15 protein-coding genes are annotated in these 15315 nt (G+C 66.3%); 9 read left to right on the forward strand and 6 right to left on the reverse strand.

Translation table 11 applies throughout. The features are described 5' to 3' along the window. Positions 1-113: 113 nt before the first annotated feature. From D6C00_RS07640 to D6C00_RS07650, 3 genes are all read right to left on the reverse strand, one after another. A complete protein-coding gene (locus D6C00_RS07640) occupies positions 114-593 on the reverse strand; it encodes a DUF494 family protein (protein WP_125181171.1) in 480 nt (159 codons plus the stop codon). A gap of 1 nt (position 594) precedes the next feature. Next, positions 595-1707 (reverse strand): DNA-processing protein DprA, encoded by a 1113-nt coding sequence (dprA, locus tag D6C00_RS07645; RefSeq protein ID WP_125181172.1) that lies wholly within the window; start codon positions 1705-1707, stop codon positions 595-597. A gap of 69 nt (positions 1708-1776) precedes the next feature. Next, positions 1777-2796 (reverse strand): LysM peptidoglycan-binding domain-containing protein, encoded by a 1020-nt coding sequence (locus D6C00_RS07650; protein WP_125181173.1) that lies wholly within the window; start codon positions 2794-2796, stop codon positions 1777-1779. 226 nt (positions 2797-3022) lie between these two features. Here D6C00_RS07650 and def point away from each other — a divergent pair, with 226 nt between their 5' ends. From def to D6C00_RS15635, 9 genes are all read left to right on the forward strand, one after another. Continuing rightward, on the forward strand, positions 3023-3562 hold the full coding sequence (gene def, locus D6C00_RS07655) for a peptide deformylase (RefSeq protein WP_125181174.1): 540 nt from the start codon (positions 3023-3025) through the stop codon (positions 3560-3562). An 85-nt stretch (positions 3563-3647) separates the two neighbouring features. After that, positions 3648-4592, forward strand: coding sequence for a methionyl-tRNA formyltransferase (gene fmt / locus D6C00_RS07660; RefSeq protein WP_125181175.1), 945 nt, complete (start codon positions 3648-3650; stop codon positions 4590-4592). After that, positions 4589-5923, forward strand: a complete 1335-nt coding sequence (gene rsmB, locus D6C00_RS07665; RefSeq protein WP_125181176.1) for a 16S rRNA (cytosine(967)-C(5))-methyltransferase RsmB — start codon at positions 4589-4591, stop codon at positions 5921-5923. The genes fmt and rsmB overlap by 4 nt, the downstream gene beginning before the upstream one ends. Then, the gene (locus D6C00_RS07670; protein WP_125181177.1) at positions 5920-6492 is read left to right on the forward strand and encodes a DUF4390 domain-containing protein; all 573 of its coding nucleotides are present in this window, start codon (positions 5920-5922) and stop codon (positions 6490-6492) included. Before rsmB ends, D6C00_RS07670 begins: the two co-directional genes overlap by 4 nt. Next, a complete protein-coding gene (locus tag D6C00_RS15455) occupies positions 6474-7010 on the forward strand; it encodes a hypothetical protein (protein WP_158675352.1) in 537 nt (178 codons plus the stop codon). The genes D6C00_RS07670 and D6C00_RS15455 overlap by 19 nt, the downstream gene beginning before the upstream one ends. Further along, positions 6944-8137, forward strand: coding sequence for a sensor histidine kinase (locus D6C00_RS07675; protein ID WP_158675353.1), 1194 nt, complete (start codon positions 6944-6946; stop codon positions 8135-8137). The genes D6C00_RS15455 and D6C00_RS07675 overlap by 67 nt, the downstream gene beginning before the upstream one ends. Before the next feature lie 1353 nt (positions 8138-9490). Next, on the forward strand, positions 9491-9763 hold the full coding sequence (locus D6C00_RS07680; RefSeq protein WP_125181179.1) for a sigma 54-interacting transcriptional regulator: 273 nt from the start codon (positions 9491-9493) through the stop codon (positions 9761-9763). 12 nt (positions 9764-9775) lie between these two features. Beyond that, positions 9776-9928, forward strand: a complete 153-nt coding sequence (locus tag D6C00_RS15460) for a hypothetical protein (RefSeq protein WP_158675355.1) — start codon at positions 9776-9778, stop codon at positions 9926-9928. A 519-nt stretch (positions 9929-10447) separates the two neighbouring features. Beyond that, on the forward strand, positions 10448-10621 hold the full coding sequence (locus D6C00_RS15635) for a hypothetical protein (RefSeq protein WP_177433207.1): 174 nt from the start codon (positions 10448-10450) through the stop codon (positions 10619-10621). A 2430-nt stretch (positions 10622-13051) separates the two neighbouring features. On the opposite strand, the gene D6C00_RS07695 is transcribed toward D6C00_RS15635, so the two are convergent. From D6C00_RS07695 to D6C00_RS07705, 3 genes are all read right to left on the reverse strand, one after another. Beyond that, the gene (locus D6C00_RS07695; protein ID WP_125181180.1) at positions 13052-13282 is read right to left on the reverse strand and encodes a hypothetical protein; all 231 of its coding nucleotides are present in this window, start codon (positions 13280-13282) and stop codon (positions 13052-13054) included. A gap of 772 nt (positions 13283-14054) precedes the next feature. Then, positions 14055-14279, reverse strand: coding sequence for a hypothetical protein (locus D6C00_RS07700; RefSeq protein WP_125181181.1), 225 nt, complete (start codon positions 14277-14279; stop codon positions 14055-14057). Positions 14280-14345: 66 nt separating this feature from the next. Next, positions 14346-15293 carry an MFS transporter gene (locus D6C00_RS07705; protein ID WP_125181182.1) on the reverse strand — a complete coding sequence of 316 codons (948 nt, stop codon included), beginning with the start codon at positions 15291-15293 and terminating at the stop codon, positions 14346-14348. Between the last annotated feature and the right edge of the window lie 22 nt (positions 15294-15315).

Raw genomic sequence — 15315 nt, forward strand, 5'->3', positions numbered from 1 at the left:
GGATCCGGATGGAAGGAGTCAGATGCCGCGTTGCATGCGGGGCCGGGCCGGCGCTAGGGCCTCTGTTAACACTACCGAAGCACCCGCTGCCGGTAGTGTTAACAGACCCTGGGTCAATGCAGCTTCCCGGCGTACTCGTCGAACACCAGGTCTTCCATCCAGGCGTAGGCGGCCTCTTCGCCCGGCTGGTTGAACAGCACCATGAGGATGATCCACTTGAGCTGGTCAATGTCCACTTCCTCGGCATCCAGCGCCATCACCCGGTCGATAATCAACTCGCGGCTGGCAGGGCTGAGGATGTCCATCTGTTCCAGGAACAGGATGAAACCGCGGCATTCGAGGTCCAGGCGCTGGCATTCGCCGTCGGTGTAGACACGCAATGCCCGGCAGGGCTGAGGGTTGGGCAGGCTGGCGTCACGGTACTGGGCCAGGCCGTCCAGCCACTCGAAGGCCTTGTTGATCTCGCCCGGGGTGAAGCCGGCCTCGATCAGTTCGACGTGCAGCGACTCGCGGTCGGGATGCCACTCGGGGTCGTCATCCATGTAATAGTTTTCAAACAGATACATCAGCACGTCGAACATGCTTTCCTTCATTTCAGACCTCGTCATTGAGTCGGACGTAGGCGCCGCCGGCCTGGCTGGCCACCCGCCCCTCCAATTCCAGGATCAGGAGCATGGAGGAAACCGCTTCCGGCGTCAATCCGCTGGCTGTAACCAGTTGATCCACTGTGACGGGTTCATAACCCATCTGTTCCAGCAGCTTATGCTGCTCCGGTGACAGGGCGGCGGCAATAGGTGTGGCTGTCTCCGCAGCGGACCCGGGCCGCGACAGCGGGATGCTGGCCAGGGCATGCAACTCCTCCAGCACGTCGGCACCGGTCTCGACCAGCTTGGCCCCCTGGCGGATCAGGGCATGGCAGCCGCGGGCCAGCGGATTGTGGATGGAGCCGGGAATGGCGAACACCTCGCGGCCCTGGTCCAGGGCCTGGCGGGCGGTGATCAGCGAGCCCGAGCGCAGCGCGGCCTCGACCACCAGCACGCCCAGGCTCAGCCCGCTGATGATGCGGTTGCGGCGGGGAAAGTGCTCGGCCAGCGGCGGGCTGCCGATGGGCAGCTCCGAGACCAGCGCCCCGCCGGTCTCCACGATGGCGTGAGCCAGCTCGCGGTGACGCGCCGGGTAGACCCGGTCCAGGCCGGTGCCCATCACGGCCAGGGTGTAGCCGCCGGCCCGCAAGGCGCCCTCATGGCCGGCCGCGTCCACCCCCAGAGCCAGGCCACTGGTCAGCGTCAGCCCGGCGCCGGCCAGGTAGCGGGCGAACTCGAAGGCGTTGTCGCGGCCCGGGCGGGTCGGATTGCGGCTGCCGACCAGGGCCAGCTGGGGATCATTGAGACGGACCGGGTCGCCGTGCAGAAAGAGCAGCGGCGGCGGGTCGGGGATGGCGGCCAGCAGCTCCGGATACTCCGGATCCCGGCGGGTGACAATGTGATTGGCGGCATCGGCTTCCTGCCAGGCGAGATCCCGCTCGGGTCCGGTCCGGTCGGACCGGCGCAGGGCGGCGCGCAGATCCTCGTTCAGCCATGCCGGAGGATCCCGCAGGGCCTGTTCGGGCCGGCCGTCGGTGGCTTCGATGAGTTGATTGAAGGTGTGCGCACCGACGCCGGGGATATGCCACAGCGTCAGCCAGTCGCGCAGTCGGTCTGCATCCATGCATTCATACTCCCTGTAACGGCAACGGCCCGGCAAATGCCGGGCCGCGCCGGGTTCTGCCGGACAAGCTCAGGGGTTGGTCACGATGTCCATCAGATGGATCGCCCGGGTCGCCTCCATCACCAGGCCGTAGCTGAGCTTGTCGAAGGTGCGGAACACCAGCAGGGTGCCGGCATCCTCGTTCGGCAGCTGGACCTGTTCCTTGTCCTCGCCGAAACGGTCGCGGATCAGGGCCCCGGCCTGCTGGATCTTCAGGACGTGGCCGGCCTCCAGGCCCTCGCGCTCGCCGCGATTGATCACCACCACCTGATACTGACCGATCTGGGTCACGCCGTCGACCACGGCGATGATCTTGCCCTCGACCGCCGTCTCGGGTGCCCTGGGCAGGAAGTGGGTGCGAACCTCTTCCTGGCGCACCGGCAGCAGCCGGTCGCCCAGGCTGACCTCGCGTGTGGTCTCGACCAGCTGCAGAGTGGAGGGGTCGCCGTGGCTCTCGATCCTGGCCTCGCCGACATACAGGGCCCGATGGCCGAGCAGCTCGCCGGTGTCGGGATCAATATAGGGCTGCTGCGGCTCGAACACATTGTAGCGGTCATAGTCCGCGCTGGTGCCGCGGGCATAAATCCGGTCGCCGGCGCCGGTGACGATGTGCTCGTCGGCGCTGTCCAGCACATAGCCGGCACTGTCCAGCGCCTCCTCGTCCAGCACCAGCGGCCTGGTCAGGAACTGGTGGATGGCATCGATGGGAATGGTCGGGATCGCCTGGTCCAGCGGCGTGGCACGCATCTTGGGCGAGAGCCTGACCGTGCGCTGGCCGCGTTGGACCCGCAGCTGCGGCCTGCCGTCAATGTAGACCAGAGTGATGACGTCACCGGGATAGATCAGGTGCGGATTCTCGATCTGCGGATTGACATACCAGACCTCCGGCCACAGCCAGGGATCGCGCAGGAAGGCCTCCGAGATATCCCACAGGGTATCCCCCTTGACCACGACATGGCGCTCCGGATGCTGCGGATTGAGGGCGATCTCGTCCGCACCGGCCATCAGGGTGGTGGAGGCGAGCAGGATTCCAAGCAGTCGTTTGAACATAGGCGTCCCTTTTATTCGTTCTGGGGCATGGGGCCCGGGCGGTGGCGGCCCGACCTTCCCCGGCAGCAGGCCGGGCCCTGTCCGACACAGTCCGGCCCGCCCGTCCAAAACCCTGATTTGCCTGGTGTGGAAAACCGGCGCAGGATTCCTTATATTATCGTTCTCGGCAGCAACTTACTTTAGCAATATATCCAAGTGCTTAAAAGGCATTTGTGACAGGACTCACATGAGCAGACTCGAAATCCTGCATTTTCCCGATCCCCGGCTGCGCCACAAGGCCGCGCCGGTGCCCGAGGTCGATGACGAAATCCGCCGTCTGGTGGACGACATGTTCGAGACCATGTATGCCGCCCCGGGCATCGGCCTGGCCGCCACCCAGGTCAATGTGGCCAAGCGGCTGCTGGTGATCGACATCAGCGAGGAGGGCGACGATCCGCGGGTGTTCATCAATCCCGAGATCCTGGAGACCTCCGGGACCGAGGAAATGCAGGAGGGCTGCCTGTCCGTGCCCGGCATCTACGAGACCGTCCAGCGCGCCGATTGGGTCAGGGTGCGCGCCCTGGACCGCGACGGCCAGCCCTTCGAGCTGGAGGCCGAGGGACTGCTGGCCGTGTGCATCCAGCACGAGATCGACCACCTCGACGGCAAGCTGTTCGTGGATTATCTCTCCGGTCTGAAGCGCCAGCGCATCCGCAAGAAACTGGAAAAGGAGCGCCGGCACGAGAGCGCACCCAGCCCCGAGAAGCACGCCGAGCCCGTTATCTGACTCCACCGGCTGTTCGCCTGCGGTCCTCCCCGGCGTCCGGAGCGGTTACAATGATCGCCTCATACTCACAGCCGGGCCCTGACATATGAGGCTAGTCTTCGCCGGTACGCCGGAATTCTCCGTCCCGCCCCTGCAGACCCTGATCGACAGCGACCACGAGGTCGTCGCCGTCTACACCCAGCCCGACCGCCCTGCCGGCCGCGGCCGCCGGCTGCAGGCCGGCCCGGTGAAGGCGCTGGCGCTGGATCACGGCCTGCCGGTCGAGCAGCCGACGCGCCTGAAACCGCCCGCAGCCCTGGATCGGTTGCGTGACTATGCGCCCGAGCTGATGGTCGTGGTCGCCTACGGCCTGTTGCTGCCCCGGGCCGTGCTGGACATCCCCACCCGTGGCTGCGTGAACATCCACGCCTCGCTGCTGCCGCGCTGGCGCGGCGCGGCCCCGATCCAGCGCGCCATCGAGGCCGGCGACACCGAGACCGGCATCACCCTGATGCAGATGGACGCCGGCCTCGACACCGGCCCCATGCTGGCCCGGGCCACGACCCCCATCAGTGACACCGACACCGCCGCCGACCTGCACGACCGCCTGGCCGGGCTCGGCGCCCGGCTGCTGGGCGAGCAGCTCGAGGCCATCCTGGCCGGCCGGATCCAGCCGCAGCCGCAGGACGAGGCCGGGGCCAGCTACGCCACCAAACTGCACAAGTCCGAGGCCAGCATCGACTGGAACCGGCCGGCGCCACGGCTGCTGCGCCAGGTCAATGCCTTCAATCCCTGGCCTGTGGCCCAGACGGCATTCGGCGACCGGACCCTGCGTATCTGGCGCGCCGCCTGCCTGCAGACCGACGGCCGCCACGGCGACCCCGGCAGCATCCTGGCCGCCGGCCGCGACGGTGTGGATGTCGCCTGCGGCGCGGGGGTGCTGCGGCTGCTGGAGGTGCAGCTGCCCGGCGGGCGGCGTATCCCGGCCGGGGATTTCAGTCATGCCCAGGCGCTGGACGGCGTCTGCCTCGGCCAGGCGGCGGACGCTTGACAGCAGCTGCCTCCAGCCGGGAACGCGCCGCCCGGGCGCTGGCCGCGGTCAGCCAGGGGGCCTCGCTCAGCCAGGTGCTGCCGGCTGCGTTGGAGGGTCTGACCGGCCAGGACCGGGGCTTCACCCATGAACTCATCTACGGCGGACTGCGCCAGTACCAGCGCCTGGAGGCCATCCTCGCCGAACTGCTGCGTCAGCCGCTCAAGCCCCGCGACCGCGACATCCACTGCCTGCTGCTGCTGGGCCTGTATCAGCTGAGCGCACTGGAGGTAAAACCCTATGCCGCGGTGCATGCCACGGTCGAGGCCGCCCGCGCCCTGGGCAAGAGCTGGGCGGCGAAACTGATCAACGGGGTACTGCGCAGTTATCAGCGCCGCGCCACCGAACTGGAAGCACAGCTGGAAGGCGATCCGGCCGCCCGCCACAGTCACCCGGCCTGGCTGCTGGAGCGCCTGCAGCAGGACTGGCCGGAGGACTGGGAAGCCATCGCCGCAGGCAACAACCGCCAGCCGCCGCTCAGCCTCCGGGTCAACGCCCGCCACGGCGACCGCGTCGCCTATCTCGCGCGCCTCGCCGCGGCCGGCATCCAGGCCGCCCCCCTGGCGCACACCAGCCACGGCATCCGGCTGGAACAGAACGCGGCCATCGACAGCCTGCCCGGCTACGCCGAGGGCGACTTCTCGGTCCAGGACGGGGCCGCCCAGCTGGCCGCACCCCTGCTGGAGCTCGCCCCGGGCCAGCGGGTGCTGGACGCCTGCGCCGCCCCCGGCGGCAAGACCGCCCATATCCTGGAAACCGAACCGGGGCTGCGGGAACTGGTAGCGGTGGAGCTGGAACCCGATCGCCTGCAGCGGGTGCGCGACAACCTGGTCCGCTTGCGCCTGCAGGCACGGCTGGTGCAAGGTGACGTGGGCCGGCCGGCGGACTGGTGGGACAATGATCCCTTCGATCGCATCCTGCTGGATGCGCCCTGTTCGGCCACCGGCGTCATCCGCCGGCACCCTGACATAAAACTGCACCGCCGCCCCGGCGACATCGACCGCCTGACCGGGCTGCAGGCCCGGCTGCTGGAGGCCGTCTGGCCGCTGCTGCGCCCCGGCGGGCGTCTGCTCTATGTCACCTGCTCGGTGCTGCGCGCGGAGAACGCGCTGCAGGTAGGCGCCTTTCTCGAACGCTGCCCCACGGCCCGGGCGGTGCCCATCGCCGTCGACTGGGGCCGCGCGGACGGGGCCGGGCGTCAGCTGCTGCCGATTGTGAACCGGGCGGATGAAGCGCCCACCGATGGCTTTTATTATGCCTGTCTGGAGAAGGCGATGGACGAAGCGGCATGAGCCTGTTTGTTGACCCCCTGCGAACCCGGCTCCCGGGCTGGCTGCTGCTGGGCTGGCTGGCACTGGCCGCCACGCCGGCGCCGGCCTTCGAGGTCGAATCGGTCGAGCCGCACTGGGACCGCGACGTGCTGCTGCTCGATGCCCGCATGAGCTTCACCCTGAGCGAGGAGGCCCGCACCGCACTGCAAAGCGGCGTGCCACTGGTGCTCATGCTGCAGATCGAGGTACTGGAACCGCGGAATTATGTCTGGGACCGGGTGGTCGCGCGGCTGCGCCAGCGCTACCGCCTCAGCTACCACGCCCTGAGCGAGCGCTACGTCGTCCAGCGGCTCAACACCGGCGTGCGCGCCAGCTTCTCCTCACTGGAAGGCGCACTGTACAGCCTGGGGCAGGTGCAGGCCCTGCCGGTGCTCGACCGCAGTCTGCTCGAACCCGGCCAGGACTATTACGGCCAGCTGCGGGTGGCACTGGACGTGGAGGCACTGCCCACGCCGCTGCGGGTCTGGGCCTACGTCACCTCCGACTGGCAGCTGGGCAGCGACTGGTATCCATGGCCGATTCAGCCCTGAAACGCTTCTCCGGCGGCATGTGGCCGATGCTGCTGCTGTTCGCGCTGCTGCTGGTGTCGCTGTCGTTCATGAGCGATGCCACCCACAACTCCGAACGCTTCGGCCGCCTGTATTCCTGGCTGCTGCTGACCAATGCCGCCGGACTGCTGGTCCTGCTCGGCCTGATCGGGCGCAACCTGTACTGGCTGATCCGCCAGGTCCGCGCCGGCGCCCCCGGGGCGCGCCTGACCTCGCGCATGGTCTGGATATTCGTGATCCTGGCGCTCGCTCCGGTCAGCGTGGTCTATTACTTTTCGCTGCAGTTCCTGCAGCGCGGGATCGACACCTGGTTCAATGTCGAGATCGAGAACTCGCTGGAGAGCGCGCTGGAGCTGAGCCAGTCGGCCTTCGATGTGCGCATGCGCGACCGGCTGCGCACCACCGAGCAGCTGGCCGCGGGAAACTCACCGAGGTGCCCTCGCCGCTGGCCCCGCTCAGCCTGTTCGACCTGCGGGTACGCTCCGGCGCGGTGGAGCTGACCCTGCTCAGCCACAACGGGCGCATCATCGCCTCCAGCGGGCTGGAATCGACCAGCATCGTGCCCGACCGGCCCGGCGATGCCGTACTGCTGCAGCTGCGCCGCGGGGCCTCCTACGTCGGCCTGGACCCCACCGGTGACGGGGGGCTGCACATCCGCGCCGTGGTGCCGGTGCCGCTGGCCACGCCGACCTCCGAGCAGCGCATCCTGCAGGCCCTGTATCCTATTCCCGAGCGCCTCAACACCCAGGCCGAGGAGGTGCAGGCGGCCTATGCGCGCTACCGCGAGCTGGCCTATCTGCGCACGCCGCTCAAATACAGTTATACTCTGACCCTGTCGGTGGTGCTGGTACTGAGTCTGCTGTCGGCGGTATGGGCCGGCTTCTATGCCGCGCGCAAGCTGGTCGCCCCCATCCGCAACATCGCCGAGGGCACCCGGGCGGTGGCCGACGGCGATTACAGCCGGCGACTGCCCTCGACCAGCGATGACGAGCTGGGCTTCCTGGTACGTTCCTTCAACATGATGACCCGGCGTCTGGCCATGGCCCGCGACCATGCGCGGCGCAGCCAGCTCGAGGTCGAGGGCCAGCGCACCTACCTGGAAACCCTGCTCGGCAGCCTGTCCTCGGGCGTGATCAGCCTGTCGCCGGAACAGCGCATCCGTACCGTGAATACGGCCGCAGGAAAACCATCCGCGGCATCCGCTCAGCGCTCGGCGGCGAGCCGATGTCGGCCGCTGTGGCCGCACACCCCGTCCGGGTGCCGCTGCAGAGACATCGAGCGTCACCGAGAACCGCCGCGGCCCCACTGGACCGATCAGCTCAGCCCTGTTTCGGCCCCACGGCCGCCAGGTATTGGATCGGTCCGCGGGCCCGCCTGCCCGGCGACGGCTGGCGCCCCGGCGGCCAGTGCTGTATCGAATGATGTCACCGCCCTGATCCAGGCCCAGCGCGATGCCGCATGGTCGAGTGCGCGGCGCCTGGCGCACGAGGCAAGAATCCGCGCCCCCGATCCAGCGGCTCGGGCCGAACGGCTGCGGCGCCGGGATCTGCCCGGCATGGAGGTCTCCGAGGGCGAGGGTTCTTGGACCGTGCCACCCACACCATCATCCCACCAGTCGAATCCATGAGGAAATGGTCAACGCCTTTTCCCGATTACGCCCGCGCCCCGGAAAAAAAAAGCTGGAACTGCGCCCACTGGCACTCAACGAAACTGGTCAGGGATACGGGCCGATCTGTACCGGCGGCATGCAACCCAATGGGGAACTGCAGACTATCTGGATCCGGCCGAACCCCTGGATCGAGGGCGACCCGCAACCGGCTGCGCGCAGCTGCTGCACAACCTGATCAAGAACCCCATGAGCCATCGCAAACGGCAGCCCGGCCAGGTTCCGTTCTCTAGACCCGCTGCCGGATCGAGCAGGACACGCCCTAATGCCGAGCTGTGGGTAATGCGACAACGGGCCCGGGCTTCCGGACGAGGTCCAGCGACACTGTGTCGAGCCCTATGGCACCACCAAGAGAAAGGGCACGGCCTGGGTCCGGGCCCATCGTCAAGAAGATCGGTCGAGGAACACGGCGGCCACTATGCAGGCCCCGGCAACCGTGACGACGGCGAGCCATGTGCGCTACATCTGCGCCACTCCAACCGGCCTCAAGGCTTCCGGCAATAGTCAGCGGCCGCAGTCAAGTGGTTATACTCTGGGACCGGGAACCGGAATCGGCCCGGCAATAACAACGCGCGCAGCCCAAGCCAATGCCTCATCCCATGTTTTAATCCTTGTCGTCTACGATGAACAGATATCGTAGCCCTTATTCCAGGAGATCAACTGTAATAGGAAGGGTGCGAATTCAGTATCGCCGACAGTGCGCCGCCGCCCGGCGCCAGCGCCGCACCCATCGTCCGGACCTTGAATCCTGCTCGACTCCTGGTGGAGGACATCGACGGGCATCATCTCCTGCTGCGCCGAATGGGCCGAGGGGGCGACGCCCTGCCCGGTGAATCATAATCTCCGGCCACGGCACGGTCGAAGACCGCGGTCGAGGCCACCCGGCTCGGCGCCTACGACTTCATCGAAAAGCCCATCTCGCTGGCCAAGCTGCTGCTGGTGGTCGAGCGCGCGCTGGAGGCCGACAAGCTCGCCCGCAAGTGGGTCGACCTCAAGCTCAGCGGCCGGTGGTACCGGAGCCGGTCGGCGCAGCGGACAGCCTGCAGCGCTGCGCGAGCAGGTTGCGCAAGGTCGCCGCCAAGACACCGGCGGTGCGGTTCAAGGGGAACCGCAGCGGCAAGAAGACCCGTGCGCGCATTTCCTGCACCACAACAGCCCGCGCTGCCGGACCGGCTTGGTCGAGGTCAGCGTGGGTTTCGCTTGTCGCAGCACTCGCCCATGGACTTGTTCGGCACGAGGACGAGGAGCGGGTCCATTACGGCCGCTTCGAGCGGCCCCGACCGCGGCGGACCCTGTACATCGTGACAGTGCCGACTGGACGAGCAGACCCAGCTCGGCTCTGAGCGCGCTGTAGACCCGCACGTCACCCGGGTCGGCGGCACCGAACCCGTGCGCCTGGACGTGCGTATCGTCGCCGCCACCCGGCATGACCTCGATCAGGCCGTGGCCACCGGGCGCTTTCGCGAGGATCTCTACTACCACCTCAACGTGGTGCCGATCCAGATCCCGCGCCTGGCCGAACACTGCGAGGACGTGCCCGAACTGCTCAATTACTACGGTCACCGTTCTTCGTCGTCGCAGCCCTGACCTACCGGCACGGTGTCGCGCTGGGCCGCCCAGAACCGGCTGCGCAACTACAGCTGGCCGGGCAATGTGCGTGAGCTCAAGAACCTGGTCCAGCGCCTGCTCATCCTCGGCAGCGGCGAGGAAATCACCCTCGATGAAGTCGAGTCCGCCCTGCATGCACACTGATTAACCGCGATACCGGCCAGTAGACAGCTCCCTGGTTCGGCTGCCGCTGCGCGAGGCGCGCGAAGCAGTGGCGAGAAGAGCTACCTGAACACCAGCTGCAGGAGGCCGCGCAGCGTGGCAGGCTGGCCACCCGGGTGGGCATGGGGCGCCCCGCCTTACCGCAAGCTCAAGGAACCCGCTGGGCATCGGAAAAGTTTGTGAAGAAAGGCGGTTTGAGACGGTGCGTTGTTTCCCTTTCCCAGATCCTGACCTGAACGGGAGCCTCGACCATGAAAGATCATCATCCTCGGCGCCGGCAAGGTCGGGCGCCTCGGTGGCCGATAACCGGGCCAGTCGAGTACAACGACATCTCCATGATCGACGCAGGACGCCGACCAGGCTGCGCGATTCTGCGCGACCGGCTCGAACCATCGGCCGTCACTGGGCCGGCCACGGCGCCCACCCCGACGTGCGGCGGCTCGCGGCCGGGCCGGATGACGCCGACATGATCATCGCCGTGACCAACACGACGAGGTCAATATGGTCGGCTGCCAGGTTGCCTACACCCTGTTCCACACGCCCACCAAGATCGCCCGCGTGCGTGCCCTCGCCTTTCTCAACGAGCCGCGCCTGTTCTCCCAGGAGGCCCTGCCCATCGACGTGCTGATCAGCCCGGAGCAGCGTTCACCGATTACGTCTACGTACTATCCATAACCCTGGCGCGCTGCAGGTACGGGATTTGCGCCGGCGGCGGGGTGGCAAGCTGGGTGGCGGTACGGGCGGGGCGGGCGGCCCGCCTGTGTTCGGGCACGAGCTGCGTGATCTGCGCGATCACATTGCCCCGGATCGATGCCGGGTGCGGCCATCTCCGCCGCGCCAGCCGCTGATTCCCCGAGGGCATACCGTGATCGAATCCTCGACGAGATATTCTTCGTCGCCGCACCGAGGAACATCCGCGGCCGTGATGAGCCGAACTCGCGACCCTGGACACGACGGTCACAAAAAAAGCGCATCATCCTGGCCGGCGGCGGCCACATCGTGCGCCGCGACCGCGGCCCCTGGCGGCCAGCCTGGAGCACCGCTACCAGGATCAATATCATCGAGCGCCGCGCCAGGAGCGGGCCCGGCAGTTGTCCGAGGAACTGAACAAGACCATCGTGCTCTGGGGCGATGCCGCGGACGAGGAACTGCTGCTGGAGGAGAACATCGAGAACCACCGACCATTCTACTGACGCCCTGACCAACGGACGAGGAGTCCAATATCTTCTACTCCATGCGGCCAAACGGCTGGGGCGCGGGCAAGGTGATGTCGCTGATCAACCGCGCCGCCTACGTGGATCTGGTTCACAGCGTCGTAATCGACATTGCGCTCTCGCCCCAGCATGCCCACCCTAGGCACAGCCTGCTCACCCATGTGCGCCGCGGGCTCGTGGTGGCCGTTTTTTTGTTTTGTTTGTTGTTGTCTTTGTTGTTTTTGCATCGCTGCGCCGCGGCGGCGGCCCGAGGCCTCGAGGCCGTGGCCACACGGCGACGATGCCTCCAGCTCCAAGGTGGTGGGCCGACGCGGAGGAGATAAACTTCCGCCCGGCACCACCCATCGGGCCATCTCGGCGTGTGCGAGGAGGTGATCATCGCCCATCAGACACCCTGATCGAGAGACGGCGATCACGTCCTCCTGTTCTGGTGGGACAAGGGCCGCATCCCGAGGAGAGCGCCTGTTCCAGGTCCGGCGTGACCTTCTGAATCTTCAGATTGCGGCACTTGCCCATGCACCACTGTTCCTGACCACCATCAAGCGCATCCTCGGCCTGTTGCTGGTGATCTTCAAGCCCACCCTGTTGTGCCGAACGCCGGCGCGGGGGCACTCATCTAACCGCGAACTGCGCACTCGCCCCCTTCCTGAGGGCTTCCGTGCTCTTACGGCTCACCGCCTCGTTAATCATCGTGGTGTTGGCCGGTACGCCGCCCACCGTCGCGACTGCGCCTTGCCGCGAACGGCTTCCTGATCGTGCCCTGTTCTGGTGGTGCTGGGTGGGGTCGGCGCGCTGCCGCGGTATCTCCTCTTCCCGATCCGGCCATGGCCTCACAGATCGGTGTTCGAATCGCTGTCGGGACGGACCACCACCGCGCCACATTGCTGACCGGCCATCGACCAGCTGGGGCCCCCATTCGATCCGTCCTCCGCCAGCAGCTGCAATGGCCTTGGGCGGCATGGGGCATCATATCATCGTGCTGGCGGTGGCCGTGCTGCCCATGCTCGGCATCGGGCGCGAATGCAGCTCTACCCTAACCGGGCCGAAACCCCCGGTACCGATGAAGGACAACAAGCTCACCCGCCATCGCCGAGACCGCCCAAGCCCGGTGGGAACATCCTAATCTCAATCTCAGAGCCTGACCATCGCCTGCGGCCCTGGCCGGACATACTGGCTGGGCCGGCAATGAACGGCTTCCGACGCCATTTTGCCCACATCTTCTCGACCGTGCCATCGGCGGCTTCGTCCACTCACGATCGAGCATGGGCTATTTCCAGAGCGAAGAGCGGATCGAGATGATCGCGTGGTCTTCATTGCTGCTGTCGCGGTTCAAACTTCGACTGCAATTTCACGGTTCTGTGGCGTGCGCTCAGCAGCCTGGGGCCCTATTGTTCGCGACTCCGGATGTACGCACCTATCTCAGCATCCGCTGATCACGTTGCGTTCATCTGCGTAACCTATCTCTATATCACCCGGCACATTCGGCAGCTTGGGCGAGTCCACTGCATCACGGGTTGCCTGTGTCCAGTGGTCCCACATCGGCACCACCACCGCTTCATCAAGCCAGGCTTCCACCACCACCGCGCAGTAATCACAACTGGCCCGGTTTTTGCTGTCCGTTGCTTGCTGGTTGGTTCGACCAGCTCAGCGCGGCTGCGCCCGGCTTCACCGCCGGCGGCATGAAGGTGATCCGTTGCCTGTGCTGCTCAGCAGGGGCGTGCGCGAGATCACCAAGCGGTCCACCCCAACGCCCAGGTGCCGGTCAAGATCAACAAGAAGCCGCTGTCCGATGGCCGTTGTCAATTCGGGTGTGGGGAATCTTCGTTCGCCACCTACGTGGCCGTGTTCGCCGTGAGTGATGCGATCCTGATGGGCCACGGACTGGACCAGGTCACTCTGCCTTCTCCGCCGTGGCCGCTTTATCAACCATCTCGGCCCCGGCCTGGGCGAGGGTCGGACCAGCATACGGCGACATCAACGATACCGGCCAAGTGGGTTCTTGGTGCGGCCCGCCATCTGCTTCGGCCGACTGGAAATCTTCTCCGTACTGGTGCTGGCTGTCGCCGGTGTTCTGTAGGAGAAAGAGGCGCCGATAACCCAACCGTTGGCCGACGAGGGACACGGGGCCCGTTTCCCGGCATCGGGCGGCCGGATTTGCTCCTGGGAACGCTGCGCTTATCCCCGGCCCTATATATGCAGACCCTATCGATATTAGCCGTTTGCAGCGAATTCGGGAGCCAATCATGAGCTGATCGACAACGTCGAAAAGATGGCTGGCCGACGGCCAGGAACGCCCACGGCTGCGTTATGTTCGCTGGGGCTGGAATACGTACGGCAAGGCCGGCGACGCACGCCCCCGGGCGGCGGAAGCATCTGCGCCCGCCGTTGTGAGCAGGATCCCGGCAACTCCGCCGCTGAAAAGCTCGGGCTGGGGAGGAGGCCGCCGACTGATCAGGTCGCCATCGCCGTCTACGAGGAAAGGCACGCTGCAGCGGGAGAAAAAAGGCGACATGCAGGCCGCCAAGGAGATGCGTCTTTCCTCAACGCCTGCAAGGATAAAACCGCCTAGGTCGGTTAGCGCACGTAACCCGACAATACCGCAGTGGCGTCGGGTTACACCCTGCGGGCTAACCCGACCTACGCTTTTAATCTCCCTTCGCGCGCCTTTGACGCCTTTGCGGTTTAAATGTTTTCCGGGGAACGCCGTTTGAACTGCCGTGCCAGCACCTCGCCGTGGCGGATCACGAACAGCGCCAGCAGGATGGTGGGTAATAACCCAGTCCGGTGGTGTAGAGAAAAAAAAAGAAAAGAACCACACTAGGCGCCGCCACCAGTCCCCGGAGAAGCCGCTTATGATCTATTGAGGGACGAGGGGAGAGGTCTCCGGCAGGTCATCAGTGAACTGAACGGGCATACTGGGTGGCGGTATAGGCGCGGTGGGTGAGGCTGGAGAGATAGGCGATGAAGGCCGAGGTGGCGAAACCCGCGCCCAGGTTGTCGGCACTGATCACCACGGCCAGCAGGGACGGGGTGGGCTCGGACAACACCGCCAGCAGCGAAAACAGCAGGTGGTGCCCCCAACAGGTCGCGCGCGGCCGGAGAAAAAACAAAGCTTCCACATCACCCCGAAGCGCACCACCACTCCAGTCCGCCAGCATTTCAACCTAGCAGGGTCAATGCTAAGCCTAACACCTTTTTTCGATGGCGGCTATCTGATCAGCGTGTAGGCCCAATCCAGATGAATTGATTGGGCCATCTCCCCCATGCTGAGTTTCCGCGGATGCGAATATGGCAATCAACAGCAGGATCACCGCCCCGTACCAGCCGGTGCGGGTAAAGAATTCCACGAAGGGTCCGATCACGGCGCGCGCGAACCAGGCGGCGATGCGCCGCGCCGTGCCCGCAGGCATGCGGTCGATGTGCAGGGCCTGGCTGATGCCGGCCTCGATCTCGCCTACCCGATCGTGGCGCACGTGCGCCGGCTCGCGGATCAGCAGGGTGGTGATCACGCCCACCAGCATCAGACCGGCCATGACCAGATAGCTCAGCATCCAGGAATGGTGGCCGGCCAGATACAGCGCGCCGGCGCCCGAGGCCAGGGTGGCCACCCGGTAGCCGAATACGTAGGCGGCGGCCAGCGCCCCCTGGTGGGCATCGGGCGCCGCCTCGATGCGGTAGGCGTCGATGGTGATGTCCTGGGTGGCCGAGCAGAAGGCGATGAACAGGGCGATGCCGGCGAACAGCGCCAGCTGTGCGGACGGGTCGGTCAGTGCCATCGCCACCAGTCCGCCGCCGATGCCGAGCTGGGCGGCGAGCATCCAGCCGCGACGCTGACCGAGCAGCCGCGAGAGCAGGGGAAAGCGCAGCCGGTCCACCACCGGGGCCCAGATCACCTTGATGGAATAGGTGATGCCGACCCAGGCGAAAAACCCGATCACACTGCGCTCGACCTGGGCCTGTGCCAGCCAGGCGGTCAGGGTGGAGAACACCAGCAGAAACGGCAGCCCGGCGGAGAAACCGAGGAAGGCCAGCGCCACCACCTGCGGCCGGGTGTAGACATGCAGCGCCTCGCGCCAGTTGCGGGCGCGGGCATTGCCGGGTGAATTCTGGGTAGTGGGGTCCGAGGCTGGCATAATGACCGGCAAGCTTACCAGA

Origin of the sequence: Thiohalobacter thiocyanaticus (genome assembly GCF_003932505.1) — a bacterium.
GTDB lineage: Bacteria > Pseudomonadota > Gammaproteobacteria > Thiohalobacterales > Thiohalobacteraceae > Thiohalobacter > Thiohalobacter thiocyanaticus.

Excerpts from the sequence above, each read along its gene's own strand:
- D6C00_RS07705 (WP_125181182.1), bottom strand. The coding sequence starts at position 15,293 with ATGCCAGCCTCGGACCCCACTACCCAGAATTCACCCGGCAATGCCCGC.
- def (WP_125181174.1), top strand. The coding sequence starts at position 3,023 with ATGAGCAGACTCGAAATCCTGCATTTTCCCGATCCCCGGCTGCGCCAC.
- D6C00_RS15635 (WP_177433207.1), top strand. The coding sequence starts at position 10,448 with ATGGTCGGCTGCCAGGTTGCCTACACCCTGTTCCACACGCCCACCAAG.
- D6C00_RS07650 (WP_125181173.1), bottom strand. The coding sequence starts at position 2,796 with ATGTTCAAACGACTGCTTGGAATCCTGCTCGCCTCCACCACCCTGATG.
- fmt (WP_125181175.1), top strand. The coding sequence starts at position 3,648 with ATGAGGCTAGTCTTCGCCGGTACGCCGGAATTCTCCGTCCCGCCCCTG.
- D6C00_RS15455 (WP_158675352.1), top strand. The coding sequence starts at position 6,474 with ATGGCCGATTCAGCCCTGAAACGCTTCTCCGGCGGCATGTGGCCGATG.
- D6C00_RS07640 (WP_125181171.1), bottom strand. The coding sequence starts at position 593 with ATGAAGGAAAGCATGTTCGACGTGCTGATGTATCTGTTTGAAAACTAT.
- dprA (WP_125181172.1), bottom strand. The coding sequence starts at position 1,707 with ATGGATGCAGACCGACTGCGCGACTGGCTGACGCTGTGGCATATCCCC.
- D6C00_RS07670 (WP_125181177.1), top strand. The coding sequence starts at position 5,920 with ATGAGCCTGTTTGTTGACCCCCTGCGAACCCGGCTCCCGGGCTGGCTG.